Annotated in this window: 16 protein-coding genes; 9 read left to right on the forward strand and 7 right to left on the reverse strand. The window is 41.5% G+C overall.

Annotated features, from left to right (window positions below; translation table 11 throughout):
• The first annotated feature begins 319 nt into the window (after window positions 1-319).
• Both J8Z28_RS21135 and J8Z28_RS21140 read left to right on the forward strand, forming a co-directional pair.
• Window positions 320-3,109 (forward strand): TonB-dependent receptor, encoded by a 2,790-nt coding sequence (locus tag J8Z28_RS21135; protein ID WP_250660578.1) that lies wholly within the window; start codon window positions 320-322, stop codon window positions 3,107-3,109.
• Between the two features lie 73 nt (window positions 3,110-3,182).
• Window positions 3,183-3,599, forward strand: coding sequence for a GNAT family N-acetyltransferase (locus J8Z28_RS21140; RefSeq protein WP_250660579.1), 417 nt, complete (start codon window positions 3,183-3,185; stop codon window positions 3,597-3,599).
• 38 nt (window positions 3,600-3,637) lie between these two features.
• Here the strand turns inward: J8Z28_RS21140 and minE are convergent, their stop codons facing one another.
• The 3 genes from minE to minC are packed head-to-tail and all read right to left on the reverse strand — an operon-like array spanning window position 3,638 to window position 5,422.
• Window positions 3,638-3,901: a cell division topological specificity factor MinE gene (gene minE / locus J8Z28_RS21145; RefSeq protein ID WP_054552047.1), complete on the reverse strand. Its 264-nt coding sequence runs from the start codon at window positions 3,899-3,901 to the stop codon at window positions 3,638-3,640.
• A gap of 1 nt (window position 3,902) precedes the next feature.
• The gene (minD, locus tag J8Z28_RS21150) at window positions 3,903-4,712 is read right to left on the reverse strand and encodes a septum site-determining protein MinD (RefSeq protein ID WP_054552048.1); all 810 of its coding nucleotides are present in this window, start codon (window positions 4,710-4,712) and stop codon (window positions 3,903-3,905) included.
• A 5-nt stretch (window positions 4,713-4,717) separates the two neighbouring features.
• On the reverse strand, window positions 4,718-5,422 hold the full coding sequence (minC, locus tag J8Z28_RS21155; RefSeq protein WP_054552049.1) for a septum site-determining protein MinC: 705 nt from the start codon (window positions 5,420-5,422) through the stop codon (window positions 4,718-4,720).
• Window positions 5,423-5,578: 156 nt separating this feature from the next.
• Here minC and J8Z28_RS21160 point away from each other — a divergent pair, with 156 nt between their 5' ends.
• Together J8Z28_RS21160 and J8Z28_RS21165 are read left to right on the forward strand one after the other, a co-directional pair.
• Window positions 5,579-5,860 (forward strand): YcgL domain-containing protein, encoded by a 282-nt coding sequence (locus J8Z28_RS21160; protein WP_054552050.1) that lies wholly within the window; start codon window positions 5,579-5,581, stop codon window positions 5,858-5,860.
• Complete coding sequence (locus J8Z28_RS21165) at window positions 5,853-6,878, forward strand: lytic murein transglycosylase (protein WP_062565624.1); 1,026 nt, start codon at window positions 5,853-5,855, stop codon at window positions 6,876-6,878. The genes J8Z28_RS21160 and J8Z28_RS21165 overlap by 8 nt, the downstream gene beginning before the upstream one ends.
• Window positions 6,879-7,129: 251 nt before the next feature.
• Here J8Z28_RS21165 and J8Z28_RS21170 read toward each other — a convergent pair whose 3' ends face one another.
• Together J8Z28_RS21170 and J8Z28_RS21175 are read right to left on the reverse strand one after the other, a co-directional pair.
• Window positions 7,130-7,519: a hypothetical protein gene (locus tag J8Z28_RS21170; RefSeq protein ID WP_250660580.1), complete on the reverse strand. Its 390-nt coding sequence runs from the start codon at window positions 7,517-7,519 to the stop codon at window positions 7,130-7,132.
• A 548-nt stretch (window positions 7,520-8,067) separates the two neighbouring features.
• The gene (locus tag J8Z28_RS21175; RefSeq protein WP_250660581.1) at window positions 8,068-8,625 is read right to left on the reverse strand and encodes a GbsR/MarR family transcriptional regulator; all 558 of its coding nucleotides are present in this window, start codon (window positions 8,623-8,625) and stop codon (window positions 8,068-8,070) included.
• A 250-nt stretch (window positions 8,626-8,875) separates the two neighbouring features.
• Between J8Z28_RS21175 and adhP the strand changes: the two genes are divergently transcribed.
• The 4 genes from adhP (at window position 8,876) to J8Z28_RS21195 (ending at window position 12,386) form a co-directional block, all read left to right on the forward strand.
• Complete coding sequence (adhP, locus tag J8Z28_RS21180) at window positions 8,876-9,886, forward strand: alcohol dehydrogenase AdhP (RefSeq protein WP_250660582.1); 1,011 nt, start codon at window positions 8,876-8,878, stop codon at window positions 9,884-9,886.
• A 376-nt stretch (window positions 9,887-10,262) separates the two neighbouring features.
• Window positions 10,263-10,601 carry a hypothetical protein gene (locus J8Z28_RS21185; RefSeq protein WP_167658954.1) on the forward strand — a complete coding sequence of 113 codons (339 nt, stop codon included), beginning with the start codon at window positions 10,263-10,265 and terminating at the stop codon, window positions 10,599-10,601.
• 125 nt (window positions 10,602-10,726) lie between these two features.
• On the forward strand, window positions 10,727-11,299 hold the full coding sequence (locus J8Z28_RS21190; RefSeq protein WP_166340863.1) for a hypothetical protein: 573 nt from the start codon (window positions 10,727-10,729) through the stop codon (window positions 11,297-11,299).
• A gap of 505 nt (window positions 11,300-11,804) precedes the next feature.
• Complete coding sequence (locus J8Z28_RS21195) at window positions 11,805-12,386, forward strand: hypothetical protein (protein WP_250660583.1); 582 nt, start codon at window positions 11,805-11,807, stop codon at window positions 12,384-12,386.
• A gap of 194 nt (window positions 12,387-12,580) precedes the next feature.
• On the opposite strand, the gene J8Z28_RS21200 is transcribed toward J8Z28_RS21195, so the two are convergent.
• Together J8Z28_RS21200 and J8Z28_RS21205 are read right to left on the reverse strand one after the other, a co-directional pair.
• Complete coding sequence (locus tag J8Z28_RS21200; protein ID WP_250660584.1) at window positions 12,581-14,992, reverse strand: TonB-dependent receptor; 2,412 nt, start codon at window positions 14,990-14,992, stop codon at window positions 12,581-12,583.
• A 196-nt stretch (window positions 14,993-15,188) separates the two neighbouring features.
• Window positions 15,189-16,457, reverse strand: coding sequence for a Xaa-Pro dipeptidase (locus J8Z28_RS21205; protein WP_250660585.1), 1,269 nt, complete (start codon window positions 16,455-16,457; stop codon window positions 15,189-15,191).
• A 147-nt stretch (window positions 16,458-16,604) separates the two neighbouring features.
• Here J8Z28_RS21205 and J8Z28_RS21210 point away from each other — a divergent pair, with 147 nt between their 5' ends.
• Window positions 16,605-18,428 (forward strand): DUF885 domain-containing protein, encoded by a 1,824-nt coding sequence (locus J8Z28_RS21210; RefSeq protein WP_250660586.1) that lies wholly within the window; start codon window positions 16,605-16,607, stop codon window positions 18,426-18,428.
• The last annotated feature ends 28 nt before the right edge of the window (window positions 18,429-18,456 follow it).

The following is an 18,456-nucleotide window of genomic DNA, read 5'->3' on the forward strand; positions in this document are numbered from 1 at the left end:
ATATGTTAAATTGTTATTTATTATCAATATTTTAAATGTATTTTTGAGTTTGTTTTGCTGAGCCAGTTAACTCAAATTCGCTGAGCTTAACTATAATTCAGAAAATCTAAAAATGAATATAAAATATTCCTAACGCCGATTTTGTCATATCTCTCACCGAATTTTTATTATCACTTTTTGACCACCTCCCCCTATTCTGAGTTTGAGTTTAACAAGCTGTTAATTACCAAAAATCAGTTTAAAAACCGACAACAATAAATCGTTTTTGCAGGGGTTAAAACCTCTTATACAAAAACAGAACACACAACTGGAGATAGGCATGGGCAAGCAAACTGTAATAAAAACAAAAGGGCAAGGAAGGCATTTTAAGCGTAATGCAATTTTAATTTCGCTACTGGCTGCAATTAATACAAGCTATGCAGCAGAGCAAGCAAATGATGATGTAGAAGTGATTGAAGTACGAGGTATTCGTTCTTCAACTGCAGAAAACTTAGCAATAAAACGACTTTCAACGGCTACAGTTGATGCAATCACCGCAGAGGATATTGGTAAGTTTCCTGATAAAAACGTCGCTGATTCTTTGCAACGTGTATCGGGCGTTTTGATTGACCGCGACGGTGGCGAAGGTAGCCGCGTGAGTATTCGTGGTACGTCACCAGATTGGACTCTCACCCAATTAAACGGTAACTATATTGCTTCATCAGGTTCAGGTACTCCTACCCGTAGTTTTAATTACACGTTATTGCCTTCAAGCATGATCAAAAGTGTAGAAGTGTACAAAAGTGCAGAAGCACGGATCGATGAAGGCGGTATTGGTGGTACAGTTATTTTACACACCCGTAAACCGCTCGAGATGGAAGCAAACTCAGGGGCGTTAAGTGCCGAGGTAACTTACGATGATGTGTCTGAGGACACAAAGCCGCAAGTTAACATGCTGTATTCATGGAAAAATGAAGACGAAAACTTTGGTGTACTGGCCGGTTTTACTCGTCAAGATCGCACCGTAACAACCATTACTAACAACGCATCACACTGGCGTTTTCACTCAGATACCGTTGAAGGCGCAGAGCGTCCAGCGCTGGTAGACCAAGCCACTGGCGAAGTGTACAACAATGTGTGGGCGCCACGGGCTATGTACGTTACAAACTCAAACCAAGACCGCACACGAGATGGTTATCAAGTGGCCATTCAGTGGGCGCCAAGTGACAGACTTGATTTAAACTTTAACTATTTTGGCGCCAAGTTAGGCTACGACCAATCTAGTCAAGCCATTACTTTTGCCGAGTGGAATGATAACCACAACCCGTATTACGGCATTGTGCTTGATGGCGATACTGTGGTTGCCTACGGTAATGGCGATAATGGTTTACTCAATGATAATAACTGGGGTGATGCCGATGTAAATGGTGGTGTGGCTGTTCGCCGTGGTTTGTTATCACCGCAGTTAACAGGGCGTGAGCGTTTTGGCGAGTCAAAATCAAATACCTATGATTTTGAAGGCACTTATTATGGTGATACTTACAGTGTTACATTAAAGCTTGGTCATACCGAAGCTGAAGGTGGTACTTCAAAAGAAACCTACGCTAATATTGATGCGCGTTTAGGCTCAGTAAACAGCTGGTTATGGTCAATTGAGAACGGTAAACCAAGCTACGAAGTGTCGACTGATTTAGCCACCGATAAAGAAGCATATCAGTATTATGATTGGTTTGACTCTTACTCATCTGAAAATGAAGACTCAGAAGATTACATTCAAACAGATGTGAAATTTGACCTTGATGGCAGTTTTTTCACTCGTGTTTATGTGGGTGGTAAATACCGCGACCACGAAATTAAAGGCATTCGTAATGACTTTCGTTGGGATGACGGCATCGCTGATAACGGCGGTTACCGCGGTTACTTACCAGGTACTGAGTGGTTCCATAATCCAGATTTTCACCCAGATGCGCCAACATTGGTAAGCGACCATGTGGTTGATAACAGTGCAGGTGATACAGGCGCATTTAACTTTTTAGCGTTTGATTTTAGAGCGCTGGATGATTACTTAAAAGAAAACTTTAGCCAAACAGTGGTGCCAACACTTTCGGGCACGTACGCCCTAGAAGAAAAAATTTGGTCTGTTTACACACAAGCTGATTTTGAATGGCAAGATTTCCGCGGTAATGTCGGTGTGCGTTATGTAAATACAGAGCTGAGCACCTTGACCTACGATGATGTTATAGGTCAAGACGATGACGACACTGATCCAAATGAGCGCAGTAGTGATGGCAGTGAAGTATTACCAAGCTTTAACCTTGCATGGGATGCAACCGAAGATCTTGTGGTGCGCTTTGCAGCAGCACGTACTATGGCAAGAGTGAGCTATTCAGACTTAAGCCAAGCCGAGTCATACGGTCCTCCAGTGAACATTAACTCGCCTGATTCATGGACAGGCCGTGGTAATGGTACCTCGGTAAACACAGGACTTGAACCTATGTTATCTGACCAATTTGATTTAGGTATTGAATGGTATTACGGCGATGGTTCTGCACTGGGTGCTACGTTATTCTCTAAAGATATTTCTAACCTACCAATCTCGACGGTAGAAATTGTAGAGCGAGAACACGATTGTTGTAACGGCCCAATTGAGGTCGAAATGAACACCAAAGTGGGTGGGGGTGATGCAAAATCAGAAGGTTTAGAGCTGTTCTTCCAGCACTCGTTTGATAATGGTTTTGGTATTTTAACTAACTATACCTACACAGATACCAGCACCAGCGAAGTCTCGACAGACGGACAAAAAACAGAGGCCGAAATACCAGGCACCGCTAAGCACCAATATAATGTGTCGGTGTACTTTGAGAATGACGACTTTAGTGTTCGTGCGTCATATAACTGGAAAGATGACCGTGCCAACGGTATTCACCAAGGGTACAACTTGTATACCAAAGACTATGGTCAGCTAGATGTGAATGCCTCGTATAACCTAACAGAGGATCTTTCGTTTACCGCGTCCGTGGTGAACCTAACTGAAGAAATAGAAGAAGGCTATTGGAAGCAAAGTAATCGCTTTACCTATAACCAATATTCGGGTCGTCGTTTTTACTTAGGCGCAAATTATAATTTCTAACCCAAGAGATGTTGTTTGTTGCAACCTAAAAAGGTACTTTTATTAAAGTACCTTTTTCTTTTTTAAGACAATAATGATTGAATTTGTAAAAACAACGGAGCAAGACAAAGCCTATTTACTCGACTTGAGATTAAATACCATGGTTGAGCACTTAGAGAATCAAGGGTTATTTTTATCACGTGAGCAGCATCAAGCAAGAGTAGCTGAACATTTTGAGCACAGTCATTTAGTTTTAAATGATGGGCAATGTGTAGGCGCTGCAAAGTTCATCTTGAGTGACCAAGCTATCAGTTTGTTACAGCTACAAATTGAACCTAAAGAGCAGGGCAAGGGGTTAGGCACTAAGGTGTTAGATGCACTCAAAGCGCAAACAGCAGAGATTAATTTAACGGTGCTAAAAGCGAATCCAGCGTATGGATTATATCAACGGGCAGGGTTTAAAACGCTAGGCGAAGACGACTATGAGTTTAATATGCAGTGGCAGAAATAAAAAAGGGCGCTGTTAAAAAACTAAGCGCCCAATTTTGACTATTTCTTTTCTTCGTCAGGTAAGGTGACGTTTAGCTCAAGTACTGCTAAGTCATCTTCGTTTTGATCAAACTGAACCTGAACTGCATCAGTGTTTACATTCACGTACTTACGAATAACATCAAGGATGTCTTGTTTTAGCTGTGGTAAGTAATCTGGTGTACCACGCTGTGAACGTTCGTGCGCGACAATGATCTGCAATCGCTCTTTTGCTAATGACGCACTGCTTTTCTTTTCTGAGCGGAAGTAGTCAAGTAAAGACACATTAACCTCCAAAAATCCGTTTAAATAAGCCTTTTTTCTCTACGTCTAAGAAACGAAAATCAACAGTTTCGCCTAATAAACGATTGATTGCATCTGTGTATGCTTGGCCTGCATCCGATTCACCATCAAGGATAACCGGTTGACCAGAGTTTGATGCACTCAGTACAGCTTGTGATTCAGGAATAACGCCCAGTAGTTTAATCGCTAAGATTTCTTGTACGTCTTCTACCGAAAGCATTTCGCCTTTTTCAACACGCTCAGGATTATAGCGAGTTAATAGTAGATGTTCTTTTACGCTTTCAAGGCCTTCTTCAGCACGTTTTGATTTGCTGTGTAAAATGCCAAGAATACGGTCAGAGTCACGTACTGATGATACTTCTGGGTTCGTTGTTACAATCGCTTCATCAGCGAAGTACATTGCCATCATTGCACCAGCTTCGATACCCGCTGGAGAATCACACACAATGTAATCAAAATCTTTTTTCAGCTCGTTTAGTACGCGCTCAACACCGTCACGGGTTAGGGCGTCTTTATCACGGGTTTGTGAGGCAGGTAAAATATGTAGCTTATCAACGCGCTTATCTTTAATAAGTGCTTGATTTAGGTTAGCTTCGCCATTGATTACGTTTACGAAATCATAAACAACACGGCGTTCACAACCCATGATAAGATCAAGATTACGTAGACCAATATCAAAGTCGATAATAACGGTTTTAAAGCCTTTAAGCGCTAAACCTGTGCCAATCGCAGCACTCGATGTGGTTTTACCAACACCACCTTTACCAGAAGTAACGACAATCACTTTTGCCATGAGATTTATCCTTTAACCAAAGCTGAAATTTCTAATGAATCATTTTTTTGTTGGATTTGTACTGCGCTGCCCCAGTGTTCACCTTGTAGAGAGTCGCTGATCCAATAACTACCATTAATCGAAACAAGTTCTGCTTCTAATTTTTGGCAAAATATATTTGCTTCGTTGTAACCTTTAGCCCCTGCAATTGCACGGCCGCGAAGGGTGCCATAAATGTGCACGTTGCCATCGCTAATCACTTCGGCGCCATGACTTACAGCACCAATTACGATTAGGTCGCGGTCTTTTGCATACACTTGCTGGCCCGAACGTACAGTGCCATGAATAACTTGCGCAGGCAGGTGAACGGTTTTTTCAACGATAGATGTATTTGTTTGTTGTTTAGCGGTTGCACCCTTAACGTCTTGTGAATAATTTAACACCGACAGGCCCGCAGCTTTTGCGCTTTCGTTTTGCTCTTGAGAGCCATTACAAACCCCAACAGGGTTTAACGAAAGGCCGCTTAACATTGATTTTAAGAAAGAGAAATCAAGCGCTTCATCTTGTACGTCGCTTAAGTTGATTACGATAGGCGCACCGGCAAAAAACTTAGGTGCTTGGGCGATTTTCTCATCTAACTGCTTACTTAAAAGGGCTGTATCTGCTGAAAATAAATGTAAAACAGATAACGTAAAAAGGTTCCCTTTTAATTCAAAAATTTGTTCCGACATACACGCTCAATTGAATTGTCTGGATTAGCATTATTTAAGTATAAACACAGGCTGAACAAGGCATATACAGTAAAAATCTAATCTATTTTTTCTAACTTATTATATCACTCATGTTATAGTGTGCGCCTTCGTTAAGCAAGATATTATAGGGCCATAATGCTAACTGCGGTGTATAAAAGTATTAAAAAAGCGGATACATACCTTTTTGTAGAAAAAAGAGATGATTTCTCACGCGTACCTGAACCATTACTAGAAACGTTTGGTCAACCTAAGTACGTGATGATGATTAATCTAGCAAGCCGTGAAAAGTTAGGTGTGGCAGACTTAGACGCGGTTAAGCAAGCGTTAATTGACCAAGGGTTCTACTTGCAATTACCTCCGCCGGAAGAAAATCTGTTAACCCAATTTAAAAAAGACAAGGGAGTTGAGAGTGATTAAAAAACTTGCCGTCATTTTACTCAGTGCTTCACTAAGTACTTCAGTATTGGCAGAACAAAAGACACAAGCTGATTTTGACGTTTACGTTGCAGCATTAAAAAAAGAAGCACTTGAAAAAGGCTATGATGAAGCCTTAGTTGATCAAGCACTTGCAACAGCTAAATTCAAAAAGAAAGTGATCTCAGCTGATAAAAATCAGCCAGAAGTAAAAGAAACCCTCGAAACTTATTTACCAAAACGTGTGCCGCAATGGAAAATTGACCGCGCGCGTAAGCTATACAAAGAAAACCAAGAGGTTCTTGAAAAAGTCGCTAAAGAATACGGCGTTCAAGCACGCTTTATTGTTGCACTTTGGGGCCTTGAAAGTAACTTTGGTAAAATCCAAGGTGGTCACAGTGTAATTGCATCATTAGTTACACTTGCTTTTGATGGTCGCCGCGAAACCATGTACAAAAACCAACTTTGGGCAGCACTTGATATCTTAAAAGAGGGTCACATTACCCTTGATAAGTTCAAAGGCTCATGGGCTGGTGCAATGGGGCAAACGCAGTTTATGCCAACCTCATTTAACGCTTACGCTGTTGATTACAACGGTGATGGCCGCAAAGACATTTGGACCACAGAAGAAGACGCATTTGCGTCAATTGCTAATTACTTAAAACAAGCAGGTTGGAACGATGATTTAACCTGGGGTCGCCAAGTTAAATTACCTGAAGGCTTTGATAACTCAAATATTCTTAAGCGTGGCACTAGAACTCGCAGCCAATGGTTAGAGTATTGGAAAGATTCAGAGCGCAGCCTTGCTGATTGGCAAGCAATCGGTGTTCGTAAAATGGATGGTAGCGATCTACCAAACGTTGATGTTACCGCTGCAATGGTAATGCCAGATGACGTAAACGGCCGTATGTATCTAGCCTACGATAACTACAAAGCACTTATGCACTGGAATCGCTCGTATTACTTTGCAACCAGTGTTGGTTACTTATCAGATCGCATCGGTTACCCAGCGATTAAGTAATTGAGTAATAAAAGTTAGCAAGATCCAAGGGTAAAGCTACAAGTTTTACCCAAGCAACTTGCTAACTTATTCGGCGTTAAAACGCCTCCTACAAACTTTACTCTCGTAACTTGCAGCTTTCCCCTCAATCGCGCTAAAGCACGACCTACAAGACAACGCGTGAAACAAGTTTCACGCCTACGATAGAAAACATTAGGCTCTAGGGTTTAGGCTCTGGGACGCGATATAAAATCGCTGCTACATGTTCGGCGTTAAAACGCCAGATTCCCTTTTCCTGTGATTACACTTTTACAAACAACGTCATAAATCTCATCATAAAACATTATTTGAAAATGCTTACACCCAGCGATTTCGTCTTGATTGAATGATAGTAGCCAATTCGAATTAAGCACTTCAAATATGGCCGCCACACACTTTGTATTCGCTAGAATACAGTCATGAACATCATCCGTTGCCATTGAATATGCTTTTAAGTTATCTAATCTTATATGCTTAAGGTTAGCTAATGAATATTCATCATCAGGATTGAAGTACTCAAAGCCTAAAAGGTCTTTACCATTTCTTTGCCAAATAACCTTCTGTAGTTCAGGTCCTCTGCCATCATGATAAAAGTGTTTTTCTAAAATCGGCTTCGCAGTCATAGTAATCCTTTAAAGCTAAAATATTTTAAGTTTGTATAGTACTAAGAGCCCAACACCAGTAACTAATAAATGCACTCTGTAGTTTAAAATCGAAAAGGTATCACTCGACACTATTTTTAAATAAGAGTCTTCTTTGTTAGCAACCCCGACAGGCAAAAAGTCATATAAGAATAGAAGTATGCCTGCCAAAATTAATACAATACTGATTATCAAAAGAAGCTTATTCACATGATTATCCTTATTTTTAGCTACTTGTTCGGCGTTAAACGCCCCCTACACAGAGATTATTTTGGTGTAGGTCGTCATTTATGGCTACACAATCTTAAACATTTCTCAAGTGACGCGCTAAAGCACGACCTACAAGAGAGCGCGCGAAACAAGTTTCACGCCTACGATAGAAAACATTAGGCTCTAGGGTCTGGGACGCGATATAAAATCGCTGCTACATGTTCGGCGTTAAAACGCCTCCTACAAACTTTACTCTTGTAACTCGAAACTTTCCCCTTGTAACTCGCTAACTTTACTCTCGCCCCTAGCAACTCGTTAACTTATTCCCCTTTCCCCGGCTTTTTCAAAATCTTATCTTTAAAATCAAGTACTTTACCAATGCCAGAACCTAGTTTCATTAGGCTTTGAAGCTGCTCAGGGCTTAAGCGTTGTAGCTCTGCAGACCATTTGGTTACGGTTTCGAGCAGGTCGTGAATTTCTTGCATTTGCTGTTGAGCAAAGCGCTCATCATCATTGTGGGCTTCTTCTAAAATGTTATCGCGAAGCAGGCTAAGGGTTGGGTCTATCTCGCGTTTTTTACGTTCTTCGAATACGCGGTTGGCCATATCCCAAATGCTGCCAGCAGGGCCGTAGTATTCTTTACGGTCGCCCAGAATATGATGCACTTTAATTAAGCGCCAAGACTGTAGCTCTTTAATGCCCATACTGATGTTTCCGCGTGAGATACTTAAGGTATCGGCAATTTCATTGGCGGTCATTGGCTCTTTAGTAATGGTTAATAATCCACACATTTGACCAATGGTGCGGTTAAAGCCCCAACGGCTACCCATTTCACCGCAGTGCATAACAAAAGCTAAGTTTTTTTCAGATAGGCTCATAATTTTTAGTATTCAAAAATTTCAGAAATTAAATGCTAGCACGCTCGGGGTATAACTAAAAGAAATAGCCACTATGCAATCTGCTACTACTAAAGTGTAGACACGCCACATTTTAAATTTAAGTTATTGAATTTAAATAATAGTTTAATTAAATACCGCAGTGATTAGCTATTTGATGTGGATCAATAATAGTGACAGTTAATAAGTTTATCGTATAGGCTGAAATCTAATAATACCATGGAGGAAGGTTATGAAAGCTGCAGTAAATAAAGAGTACAAAGGTAAATTAACTATCGAAGATATCCCATGCCCAGAGGTTGGAATTAACGATGTGCTAGTTAAAATTGCCGCGTGTGGAGTGTGCCACACAGATTTACATGCTTGTCATGGAGATTGGCCAGTCAAACCGAAAATGCCATTAGTGCCGGGCCATGAAGGGGTAGGTACTATCGAAAAAGTAGGCGTAAACATTAAACACTTATCAGTAGGCGACCGTGTCGGTGTTCCTTGGTTATATAGCGCCTGTGGTCATTGCGAGTTTTGTTTAGAGGGCAAAGAAACCTTATGCCTCGAGCAGCACAACACAGGGTATTCAGTTGATGGTGGTTACGCTGAGTACTGTGTAGCCCATGGCGATTATGTGGTTAAAATTCCTGAAGGATTAGGTTTTGCAGAAGCCGCACCACTATTTTGTGCTGGGGTCACAACTTATAAAGCGCTTAAAGTGACTGATGCAAAAGCGGGTGATTGGGTTGCAATTGTTGGTGTTGGTGGCCTAGGCCATTTAGCAGTGCAATATGCAAAAGCAATGGGTTTTAATGTAATTGCCGTTGATACCGGCGAGAGCAAATTGGCACTAGCCAAAGAGCTTGGCGCAGACATCACCATCGATTTTATGAAGCAAGTGCCTTCAGAAACTATTTTTGAACAAGTGGGCGGGGCACATGGTGTTGTGTGTACTGCTGTTTCAAAAGCCGGTTTTGAGCAAGCCTATAAAAGCGTACGCCGTGGCGGTAAATGTGTGCTTGTAGGCTTACCACCCGAAGATATGCCACTGCCAATTTTTGATACCGTATTAAATGGGGTGTCTGTTGTAGGCTCTATCGTTGGTACGCGTAAAGACTTACAAGAATGCCTCGACTTTGCAGCCAAAGGTAAAGTTAAAGCCATTATTGAAGAAAAACGCCTCGAAGATATCAACGATATTTTTGACGACATGTTAAAAGGCGATATCACAGGCCGAATAGTGATGACGCTTTAAGCTGAGTCAGTTAACGCTGTCAGGTTTGGTTGAGTGATTCAATCGAAGCTGGCAGTTGTTATATTTGTAAAAGTAGGGAAATGTAACTCGTTATTGCCCCAAAACGTGTTAAGGCGAATTACTCAAAAGAGCGAACTTCGGCCTTTCACAATTGCTTTTCTATTTCGTCAAAGTCTATTGCTCGCATAGTCAAGAAAACGACCCAATCGCTCGTTTTTATCCTGAGGTAAAAGCGAGAACTTCTAAATTTTAATAACACTGGCAATTAGTTAGCAAGTTTGTTAAAAATAATCTAATAAGAAAAACGAGCTACGTTGTGGTAGAAAAACGCGCGATTAGCTCGCTATAAACATGTTATGTTTACTAAGGAATCAGCATGAAATGGATAGCTCCGATAATTATTTTTGCTCTTGTTGTTTTCCTTTTAAAACAAACTGAAGCACCTAGACCGCAAAACATTGTTCAAGAAACATTACCAATTGTATCTTTCAAATGTGAGGATGTTTGGCGAACTAACAACATGTTGGTAATTAGTTTCAAATTAAAATCTGGAGAATACTCGTTTAAAACGCGGCTTAAAAATTTCGATTGTGAGCAATTTAATGATGAAGTAAAAATAGGCTCAATCGCTAATGTTTTATATTCTCCTGCTGGCTACAAACGTTATAGTCTGGTGTCCATTGAAATTGATGGTCAGGTTTGGGTGAAACAGTAAACATAACAAGCTGTTTAAAATGGACGCCTTACTGCTTGGCTGGCGCTCATTCTTCGCTAATTTTAGCCAAGCGTAATCCGCCCATTAACAGGGCGTTAGGTATTGCGTTTAACTTCGGAGTTCGAATGAAAACATATATAAGCGCACTTTGCTGCATTGGCTTAATTGGGTGTGCAAGCACTGAAAATAACATTACTTTTTCAGGTCAACCAAACAAATATCAGGAACCTAAAGATGGTCCGGTAGCGTATTTAAGTCTTGAAACCACCAAGAAAACAGATGGTTTCGGATTCCAACCACATCCTCATACCGCAATTATCTATGAACGTTGCCAGCAAAAAGATAGCGGTAAAACTACATTTGGTTACGTTGGGGATTTACAAATTTCAACGGCTTTACCATTGGGCAATCCAGCGACAATTAAAGTTAAGGCAGATAATCCCATTTTTTTAGCTTTTGGTTTAATTCATCCAGTAAATGGATATAAGTGTATGTCTAAGCACCTGTTTACACCCGAAAATGGAAAAACCTACACATTTACAAACTCAACTAGTTGGTCTGCTTGCCCAACCGAGGCAGGAGTCATATCACAGGATGGTATTACACCAATAAACAACATGGAGATTCTAGATAACGCTGCGGTTTCTGAATTATTAGAAAAAGGCATCAATATAAACCGGGAACCATGCAATACCTAACAAACCAAGTCAGCGGGACACTAACACGTAGGCTTCCGTCACTTCGTTCCGTATTATAGCCTACGTGTTATTGCCCCTGCTTGGGGCGTTATGTAACTAGAGAATATGAAAGCTCCGAGTAAAACCACAGAATTAAGAGAACTCATAAAAGATGCTCGTTGGGGCATCTGGCTTTTTGTTGGACTTAATCTCCTTGTTTTAATCTTCTTTTTACTCGATGGTATTTACAACGAACTTGTATTTGTGCTGCTCTTTATTCAAATTCTACTGTTCGTTGTGTGGTTTTTACCTGTATTTTGCTATCAAGTGTTTTACAAAAAATTAAGAGTAAAACTTGCTATATATAAAGCGTTAGCATCGTACAAAGAAGCCGTAAGTCATTTTTCGTGGTAACGTTACATAACAAGCGCCTAAACTCCGACAATGTTAAGTTGTCATGGTTTTGGCAAACAACGCAAAAAGCCACGCCAACACATTGCGTGTTAGGCGGGCGTTATAAATCACTATGAGCATCGAAGAAATCTTTAAAATAGCAGCTGCAATAATCGCATCACTGGGTGGTGGTGCATTGTTGCTTGCCGCATTCTCCCATTGGCTTGGAAGCTTATGGGCAAAGCGCATGCTGCAAAATGAAAGAGCCAAGCATGAGGAGAGCCTCCAAAAACTAAAGGCTGAGAATGAGGCAGCCCTAGAGGACTTGAAAGCTCAAATAGATACCTTGAAGCAAAAAGAGTTGAATCGTCACTTTGATAAATTGGCTATCTACAAGGATGTGATTCATATAGTTTCAGAAATTCTTAGAGAACTAGAGGCAGTTGCCACATCAACGCAAGAGTCTATTAGTGCAGACGTTGAGCATTCCTTCGCCCTAAATCGAAATAAAGCTTATGGCTACATATCGTTAGTTTCCTGCCAAGAAGTGCTGGATAAATACAATGAGATGATCGATTTCTTTATTCCATTACTTTACGAGGGCAAGCAAGCGACATGGGAGCAGATGAGAGAAAAAGCTGACTCTATGCTAAATGCCATGCGTAACGATCTTGGAATAAATGAAGGAGAAGTCGTGTATAGAGGCACAAGGTGATTTATAACAAGGCCAGCCAGAGGGACCAAAAACCGCCGCTTTCGCTCTGGTTTTTCGACCCCTGCTGGCGACGTTACTGATAAATACTCTAACGTGTTTTTGTCCAATAACAAGCCACTACTCAAACGCACTCTTACTAAATAAAACAAAAAGCGCGACCCAAATAAGCCGCGCTTTTTGCTCTTATTTCACAATTAAAGTGTGTAGCTAAAGGTTAATTTAGCATTACGCTCTTCTCCTGGCATGCCGCCTAAGAACATTGCTTTTGAGTAATAGGTTTTGTTAAACAAGTTATTTAGGTTTAACTGTAGTTTCCAATCATCTGTTTGATATTGAATTGCGGCGTCGTATACCGTGTAGCTTGGTACGTAGCCATCAGGAATGCCAAATGAGGTTGAATGAGTGCTGCGGTCATCAACATATTGCACGCCTGCGCTAATTGTAAGCGGCTCGGCTAAATCAAACCATTTAGCGTCATAGCTTAACCAGCTGCTTGCTGTTACATAAGGCACACCTTTTTGACGAGTATCGAAAGATGATGAGTTAGGGTTTTTCTTATCGCGGGCGTCTTGATACACCGCGTTTACGTTAAGTTTCCATTGCTCGTTTAAATCGGCATTTAAATCAAGCTCAACGCCTTTGGTTTGCTCTTCACCATCGTAAAAGCTTTTTGGTACTGAGGCATCAGATACACCGGCTTCGTAATCTGGGTTGGCATACTCAAGGTTTGTACGGGCACTATCAAATACCACAAGTGATGCTAGTAGTTGATCGTCAAAGGCTTTTACACGCATACCAATGTCGTTACTGACTGACTCGGCGTCATCGCGGTCAGCTTCGTTTCCCGATACACTACCAAGCACGCTGTAGGCTGTACGACCTTTAGAGTGGTTTACAAAGAACGAAATATCATCGCTAAGTTTGTAGGTTGCACCTAGGTTGTAGGTCATACCGCTGTCTGATGTATCTGCTTCTGGTGTTGGCTCGGCGGCACTTGCACGGTAGCGCGCATCAACACCAAAGTGTTCGTAGCTTTGTTTAATACGGTTAAAGGCAACGCCAACACGGGTTGTGAAAGTATCATGAATATAGGCAACATGTTGAATACCCACACCCCAAGCTTGAACCTTTTTGTTGTAATCGCTGGTTTTTAGCGGGTCGTAATCAAAAAAGCTGCCTTCGCCCCAGTTCGGGTTACGAATATCAAAAATGTAAGGTAATTGACCTTGGTAAATAACCTCTCCATCTTTGTTTTTAATGACCTTGTCGGCATCGTAAATTGAGTATTGTTTAAATCGAATATCGCGGTCTTCGTAGTTGGCGTTTACCAGTAGTTCGTTATCGATTCCGGCAAAGCTAAAGTCATAACGCAAGTCAGCAAAGTATTGCCATGATTTTTCGTCAGCTTCTACTTGGCGGTATTCTTGGCGACGCGCTGCAAATGGGTAAAGTACGTCATCAACCACTAAGGGAGCGCGCGGGTCGGCATTAATCACGCCTCTGCGGTTCCAATAAACATAGTTATAAGCACCCGTTTGGCGAGCAAAGCTCGATTCGTAATTACGGTATTGTAGTTGCTGATTTAAAAATAAATTATCAGTAATAAAGTAGTTATGGGTTAACTTAAAGCGTAGCTCTTCGCCTTCGTTATCATTTGCCATTGGCGAGATAATACCGTTATGGCCAAAGGTGTAAGGTGTTAGGCCATCATTTGCTGCCAGTGAGTCAGCTAATTGTTGGCGTTGCTGTTCGGTTAGTTGCAGGCCTTGTGCAGTTGCGTCGTTAATTAAATCGGCAGCGGTTACTTCACCTGCGGTTTTGCCATTCACTGAGTCGCTGTTAAAGATACGAATAGGGTGGCCAATTGAGTCAACGGCAATGGCATCTTTAATATAAGCGGCAGAAATCATGATGTCTTGTTTGTCGCTTAATACGTATTTTAACGCGCCATAAATTTCATCACGGTCGTCTTTTAAGTCGCGGTAGCCATCGCTGCGAGCGGTTTTTGCGTTAACGCGATAAGCAAGGTCATCGGTTAATGCTGCTGTGCTATCAAAGCCTAATGAGTAGCTATCCCATTGACCAAGTTCTGCATTTACCGTGTGTTTTTCAGTAAATTGTGGTTTCTTCTCGATTAGGTTGATAACACCACCTGCGCTACCCATACCATATAAACCTGTTGCAGGGCCTTTAAGTACTTCAACAGATTCAACATTGGTCATTGAGCGTGTAGGGTTAAAGGTGTTACCTAGGCCTGCACCGCCATACATGCCATCGTATGTATAGTTAGCGCCTAAACCGCGGATCACTAAGTTATCGCCAATACCGTAGTTATTACCGGCTTGGGTAACACCACTGATGTTACGCACTAAGTCTTGTAAGTTTGTTGCACCTTGCGAGTTGATCAGCTCCTGATCAACAACCACGACTGGGGCTGGCGTTTCCATTAGAGTCATATTTGATTTAGTGGCAAGGCCAGATTCAAGTACTACACGGTTTTGTTTGTCGTAAATGGTAATACGTTCAACTGAGTCTAAATCGTTGGCGGTTGCATTGAATGCGCTTAAGCAGGCTAGGGCTAAAATTGAGTATTTATGTGTCGTCATTATAGGTAAACTGTCGAAATTTTTCGGCAATGATAATGCGAGCTATTTTCATTTCAAGTTTTATTTATCTGTTTTGGGTAATTTCTTTATTTGGATACAAGTTGCTAACAACTGATTTTATGGTTGGTAATTTTGTTTACGATATAGATACAAATAAGGGTTGCTGACTTTACTAATGCAAAGCCAGCATAATAGCTTATTTAAAAACTTTACCGTCTTTCATAACAAATTGTACATCTTCAAGTACTGCAATGTTTTCAAGCGGATTGCCTTTAACGGCAATAATATCGGCTAAGAAACCGCTTTTGATTTGGCCAAGTTGATCATCAGCTTTAAGTAGTTTGGCACTATTGATGGTGGCAGACTGCAATGCTTGCAGCGGTGTCATACCAAACTCAACCATACGCGAAAACTGCTTTGCGTTATCGCCATGCGGGTAAATCGCTGCATCGGTACCAAATACCATGTTTACGCCTGCTTTTACTGCGCGGTTAAAGCTATCACGTTGCTTTTTAGATACTTGGCGTTCTTTATTGAGGTTTTCTTCTGCAACCCCGTTTTGTTCACCAAAGGCAAGGGTGTACTCAGTGTTGTAAATATCCATTGAGAACCAAGTGCCGTGTTTTTTAGCAAGTTTAATGGCTTCGTCATCAACAAAGCTAACGTGCTCAACACTGTCTACACCGGCAACAATGGCCGCTTTAATACCACTGGAACCGTGCGCATGGGCTGCAACAGTTAGGCCGCGTAAATGAGCTTCGTCAACAATGGCGTTCATTTCGTCTTGGCTATATTGTTGAATACCGACTTTTGTGCCTTTTGAAAATACGCCGCCAGTTGCACAAAACTTAATGGCATTGGCACCGTACTTAATGTTTTCACGTACTTTAGCGCGCACAGCCCATGGGCCATCAGCAACGCCTTCTGCGGTGTATTTCATTTCTGGTGGTAAACGGTTGTTATCGCAGTGACCGCCTGTAACACCTAAAGACGGGCCAGCCGCCCAAATACGTGGGCCAACAATGTCGCCTGCGTTAATGCCATCTCGTACTGCAATCACGCTGTAGCCTTCTGCGCCTAAGTTACGCAGCGTTGTAAAACCTGCATACAGTGTTTTTTCGGCAAAATGCGCCGCTTTAATTGCTTTGCGCGGAATCGATTGACCAATTCGCTCACTGCGTGGCACGGTAGGATCGCTCGTTAAATGCACATGCATATCCATTAAACCTGGCACCAAAGTCAGTTCTGGTAATTGAATATGCTTATCGCCGTCTTTTAAGCTAGGCTGTTTATTACTTTGTACAGCTGTAATTTGACCATTATCTATACTGATAAGTGGTGATTTAATCAGTTTGCCTGAATTTACATCTACCATGGCTTTTGCCGATAAGTAGGTGGTTGCGTAGGTATTTAAAGAGGTTAGGCAAGCAAGGCCTAGGCTAATAGCAAGAGCTGTCTTTTTCATTTTTATTCAAAATTGGTAAGTCGAGCCGCCACTCTAGCAATCAGCTTACAAAGTGTAAATAAACTGCGATAAGTTGCAGCGATACTTGCTAAATAGGGAACTAAACCCTCATAATTTACGCGTACTTAATATAAGGGCAGGGAAAGAATGAAAAACGTAAAACTAGCACTACTTAGTTCGGCAGTGATGTTTGCATTACTTGGTTGTAATGAATCAACGCCAAGCAACGAAAAACCAACTCAAGAAGTAAGCAAACAAGCACCAAGCGCAACGTCAGCCACAGAGCAACTTGATACATTACTAGCAGACTACTTTGAAGCAGGCTTAAAATTTAATCCAATTGGTGGTACTTACATTGGCCGTAGCGAATATAACGACCAATTTATTGCACCTATCAGTAAAGCAAACCGCGACGAGCAGCTTAACTTTGTTAAAGAATACAAAAACAAACTAGCAAATATCGACAAAGCGCAATTAACAGGTCAGTCATTATTGAGCTACGAAATTCTAGCCCGCGATTTAGACCTTGCGATTGAAGGCGCTCAGTTTCCAAGTTACTTAATGCCAATTAACCAAATGGGCGGGGCGCACAATACCTTTGCTGCGCTAGGTTCAGGGCAAAGTGCACAGCCTTTTAACACGGTTGAAGATTATCAAGCATTTGAAAAACGTGCTGATGGTTTCATCACTTGGTTAGACAGTGTTGAACAATCAATGCGCCAAGGCATGAAAGACAAAGTGGTTCTTCCTAAACCGCTTGCTGAAAAACTATTACCGCAATTTCAAACTCATATTGTAGAAAAACCAGAAGAGTCATTATTCTGGGGGCCAATTGCTCAGTTACCTGAGTCTTTCAGCGACGAACAAAAAGCACAGCTAACAAGCGCATACACGGCAATGATCAGCGAGCGTTTAGTGCCTGCGTATCAAAAAATGGCTGACTTTTTAGCGAATGAATATATTCCAAATGCCCGTGAAAGCATTGGTTACAGCGACCTTCCAAATGGTAAAGCATGGTATGAGTACCAAATTAAACAGCATACAACGCTGAGCTTAAACGCCGATGAAATTCATGACATTGGCTTAAGCGAAGTATCGCGCATCTTATCTGAGATGAAAAAAGTCAAAGAGACTGTCGGTTTTGAAGGCGATTTAAAAGCGTTTTTTGAACACCTAAGAACCTCAGATGAGTTTTACTACGATACGCCAGAAGAGTTAATTGCCGCGTACGAAGCAGTAAAAGAAAAGATTGATGCTAAGCTGCCGCAAATGTTCGATATTGCGCCAAAAGCGCCATACGTTGTAAAAGCAGTTGAAGATTTCCGCGCTGAATCTGCTGCGGGTGCATCTTACCAGTCGCCAGCGCCAGATGGTTCGCGCCCAGGTATTTTCTATATCAATACCTTTAACCTAAAAGCACAGCCTAAGTTTTTACTAGAAACCTTGTCTATTCACGAAGCGGCACCGGGTCACCATTTTCAAATTGCTTTGCAACAAGAAATTGAAGGATTACCACTATTCCGTAAATTTGGTGGCTACACGGTATTTGCAGAAGGTTGGGCATTGTATGCAGAAAGCTTAGGAAAAGAGCTTGGCTTATTTACCGACCCTTACATGTGGTACGGTCGTTTATCAGATGAGCAATTACGTGCAATGCGCTTAGTGCTTGATACAGGTTTCCATGCAAAAGGCTGGACACGTCAACAAGGTATTGATTACATGTTGGCTAACTCATCAATGGCCGAAAGTGACATTATTGCCGAAGTTGAGCGTTACATTGCATGGCCGGGCCAAGCGCTGTCGTACAAGTTAGGTCAGTTCAAAATTCAAGAACTACGTGACTACGCGAGCAAAGAGCTAGGCGATAAGTTCGACATTAAAGCTTTCCATACGCAAGTTCTGATTGATGGCGCATTACCTATGCCAATTCTTGAAGAGAAAATTAAGCGTTGGGTTAACGAGCAAAAATAATATACCCAAACAAACTCAAGGTGCGAGT

This window comes from Pseudoalteromonas sp. SCSIO 43088, assembly GCF_023650795.1.
GTDB lineage: Bacteria > Pseudomonadota > Gammaproteobacteria > Enterobacterales > Alteromonadaceae > Pseudoalteromonas > Pseudoalteromonas shioyasakiensis.

Bases quoted from the DNA above. Each gene is read 5' to 3' on its own strand.
- J8Z28_RS21135 (WP_250660578.1), top strand. From the start codon at position 320: ATGGGCAAGCAAACTGTAATAAAAACAAAAGGGCAAGGAAGGCATTTT.
- minD (WP_054552048.1), bottom strand. From the start codon at position 4,712: ATGGCAAAAGTGATTGTCGTTACTTCTGGTAAAGGTGGTGTTGGTAAA.
- J8Z28_RS21170 (WP_250660580.1), bottom strand. From the start codon at position 7,519: ATGACTGCGAAGCCGATTTTAGAAAAACACTTTTATCATGATGGCAGA.
- J8Z28_RS21200 (WP_250660584.1), bottom strand. From the start codon at position 14,992: ATGACGACACATAAATACTCAATTTTAGCCCTAGCCTGCTTAAGCGCA.
- J8Z28_RS21210 (WP_250660586.1), top strand. From the start codon at position 16,605: ATGAAAAACGTAAAACTAGCACTACTTAGTTCGGCAGTGATGTTTGCA.
- adhP (WP_250660582.1), top strand. From the start codon at position 8,876: ATGAAAGCTGCAGTAAATAAAGAGTACAAAGGTAAATTAACTATCGAA.
- J8Z28_RS21140 (WP_250660579.1), top strand. From the start codon at position 3,183: ATGATTGAATTTGTAAAAACAACGGAGCAAGACAAAGCCTATTTACTC.
- J8Z28_RS21160 (WP_054552050.1), top strand. From the start codon at position 5,579: ATGCTAACTGCGGTGTATAAAAGTATTAAAAAAGCGGATACATACCTT.
- J8Z28_RS21190 (WP_166340863.1), top strand. From the start codon at position 10,727: ATGAAAACATATATAAGCGCACTTTGCTGCATTGGCTTAATTGGGTGT.
- J8Z28_RS21185 (WP_167658954.1), top strand. From the start codon at position 10,263: ATGAAATGGATAGCTCCGATAATTATTTTTGCTCTTGTTGTTTTCCTT.
- minC (WP_054552049.1), bottom strand. From the start codon at position 5,422: ATGTCGGAACAAATTTTTGAATTAAAAGGGAACCTTTTTACGTTATCT.
- J8Z28_RS21175 (WP_250660581.1), bottom strand. From the start codon at position 8,625: ATGAGCCTATCTGAAAAAAACTTAGCTTTTGTTATGCACTGCGGTGAA.
- J8Z28_RS21195 (WP_250660583.1), top strand. From the start codon at position 11,805: ATGAGCATCGAAGAAATCTTTAAAATAGCAGCTGCAATAATCGCATCA.
- J8Z28_RS21205 (WP_250660585.1), bottom strand. From the start codon at position 16,457: ATGAAAAAGACAGCTCTTGCTATTAGCCTAGGCCTTGCTTGCCTAACC.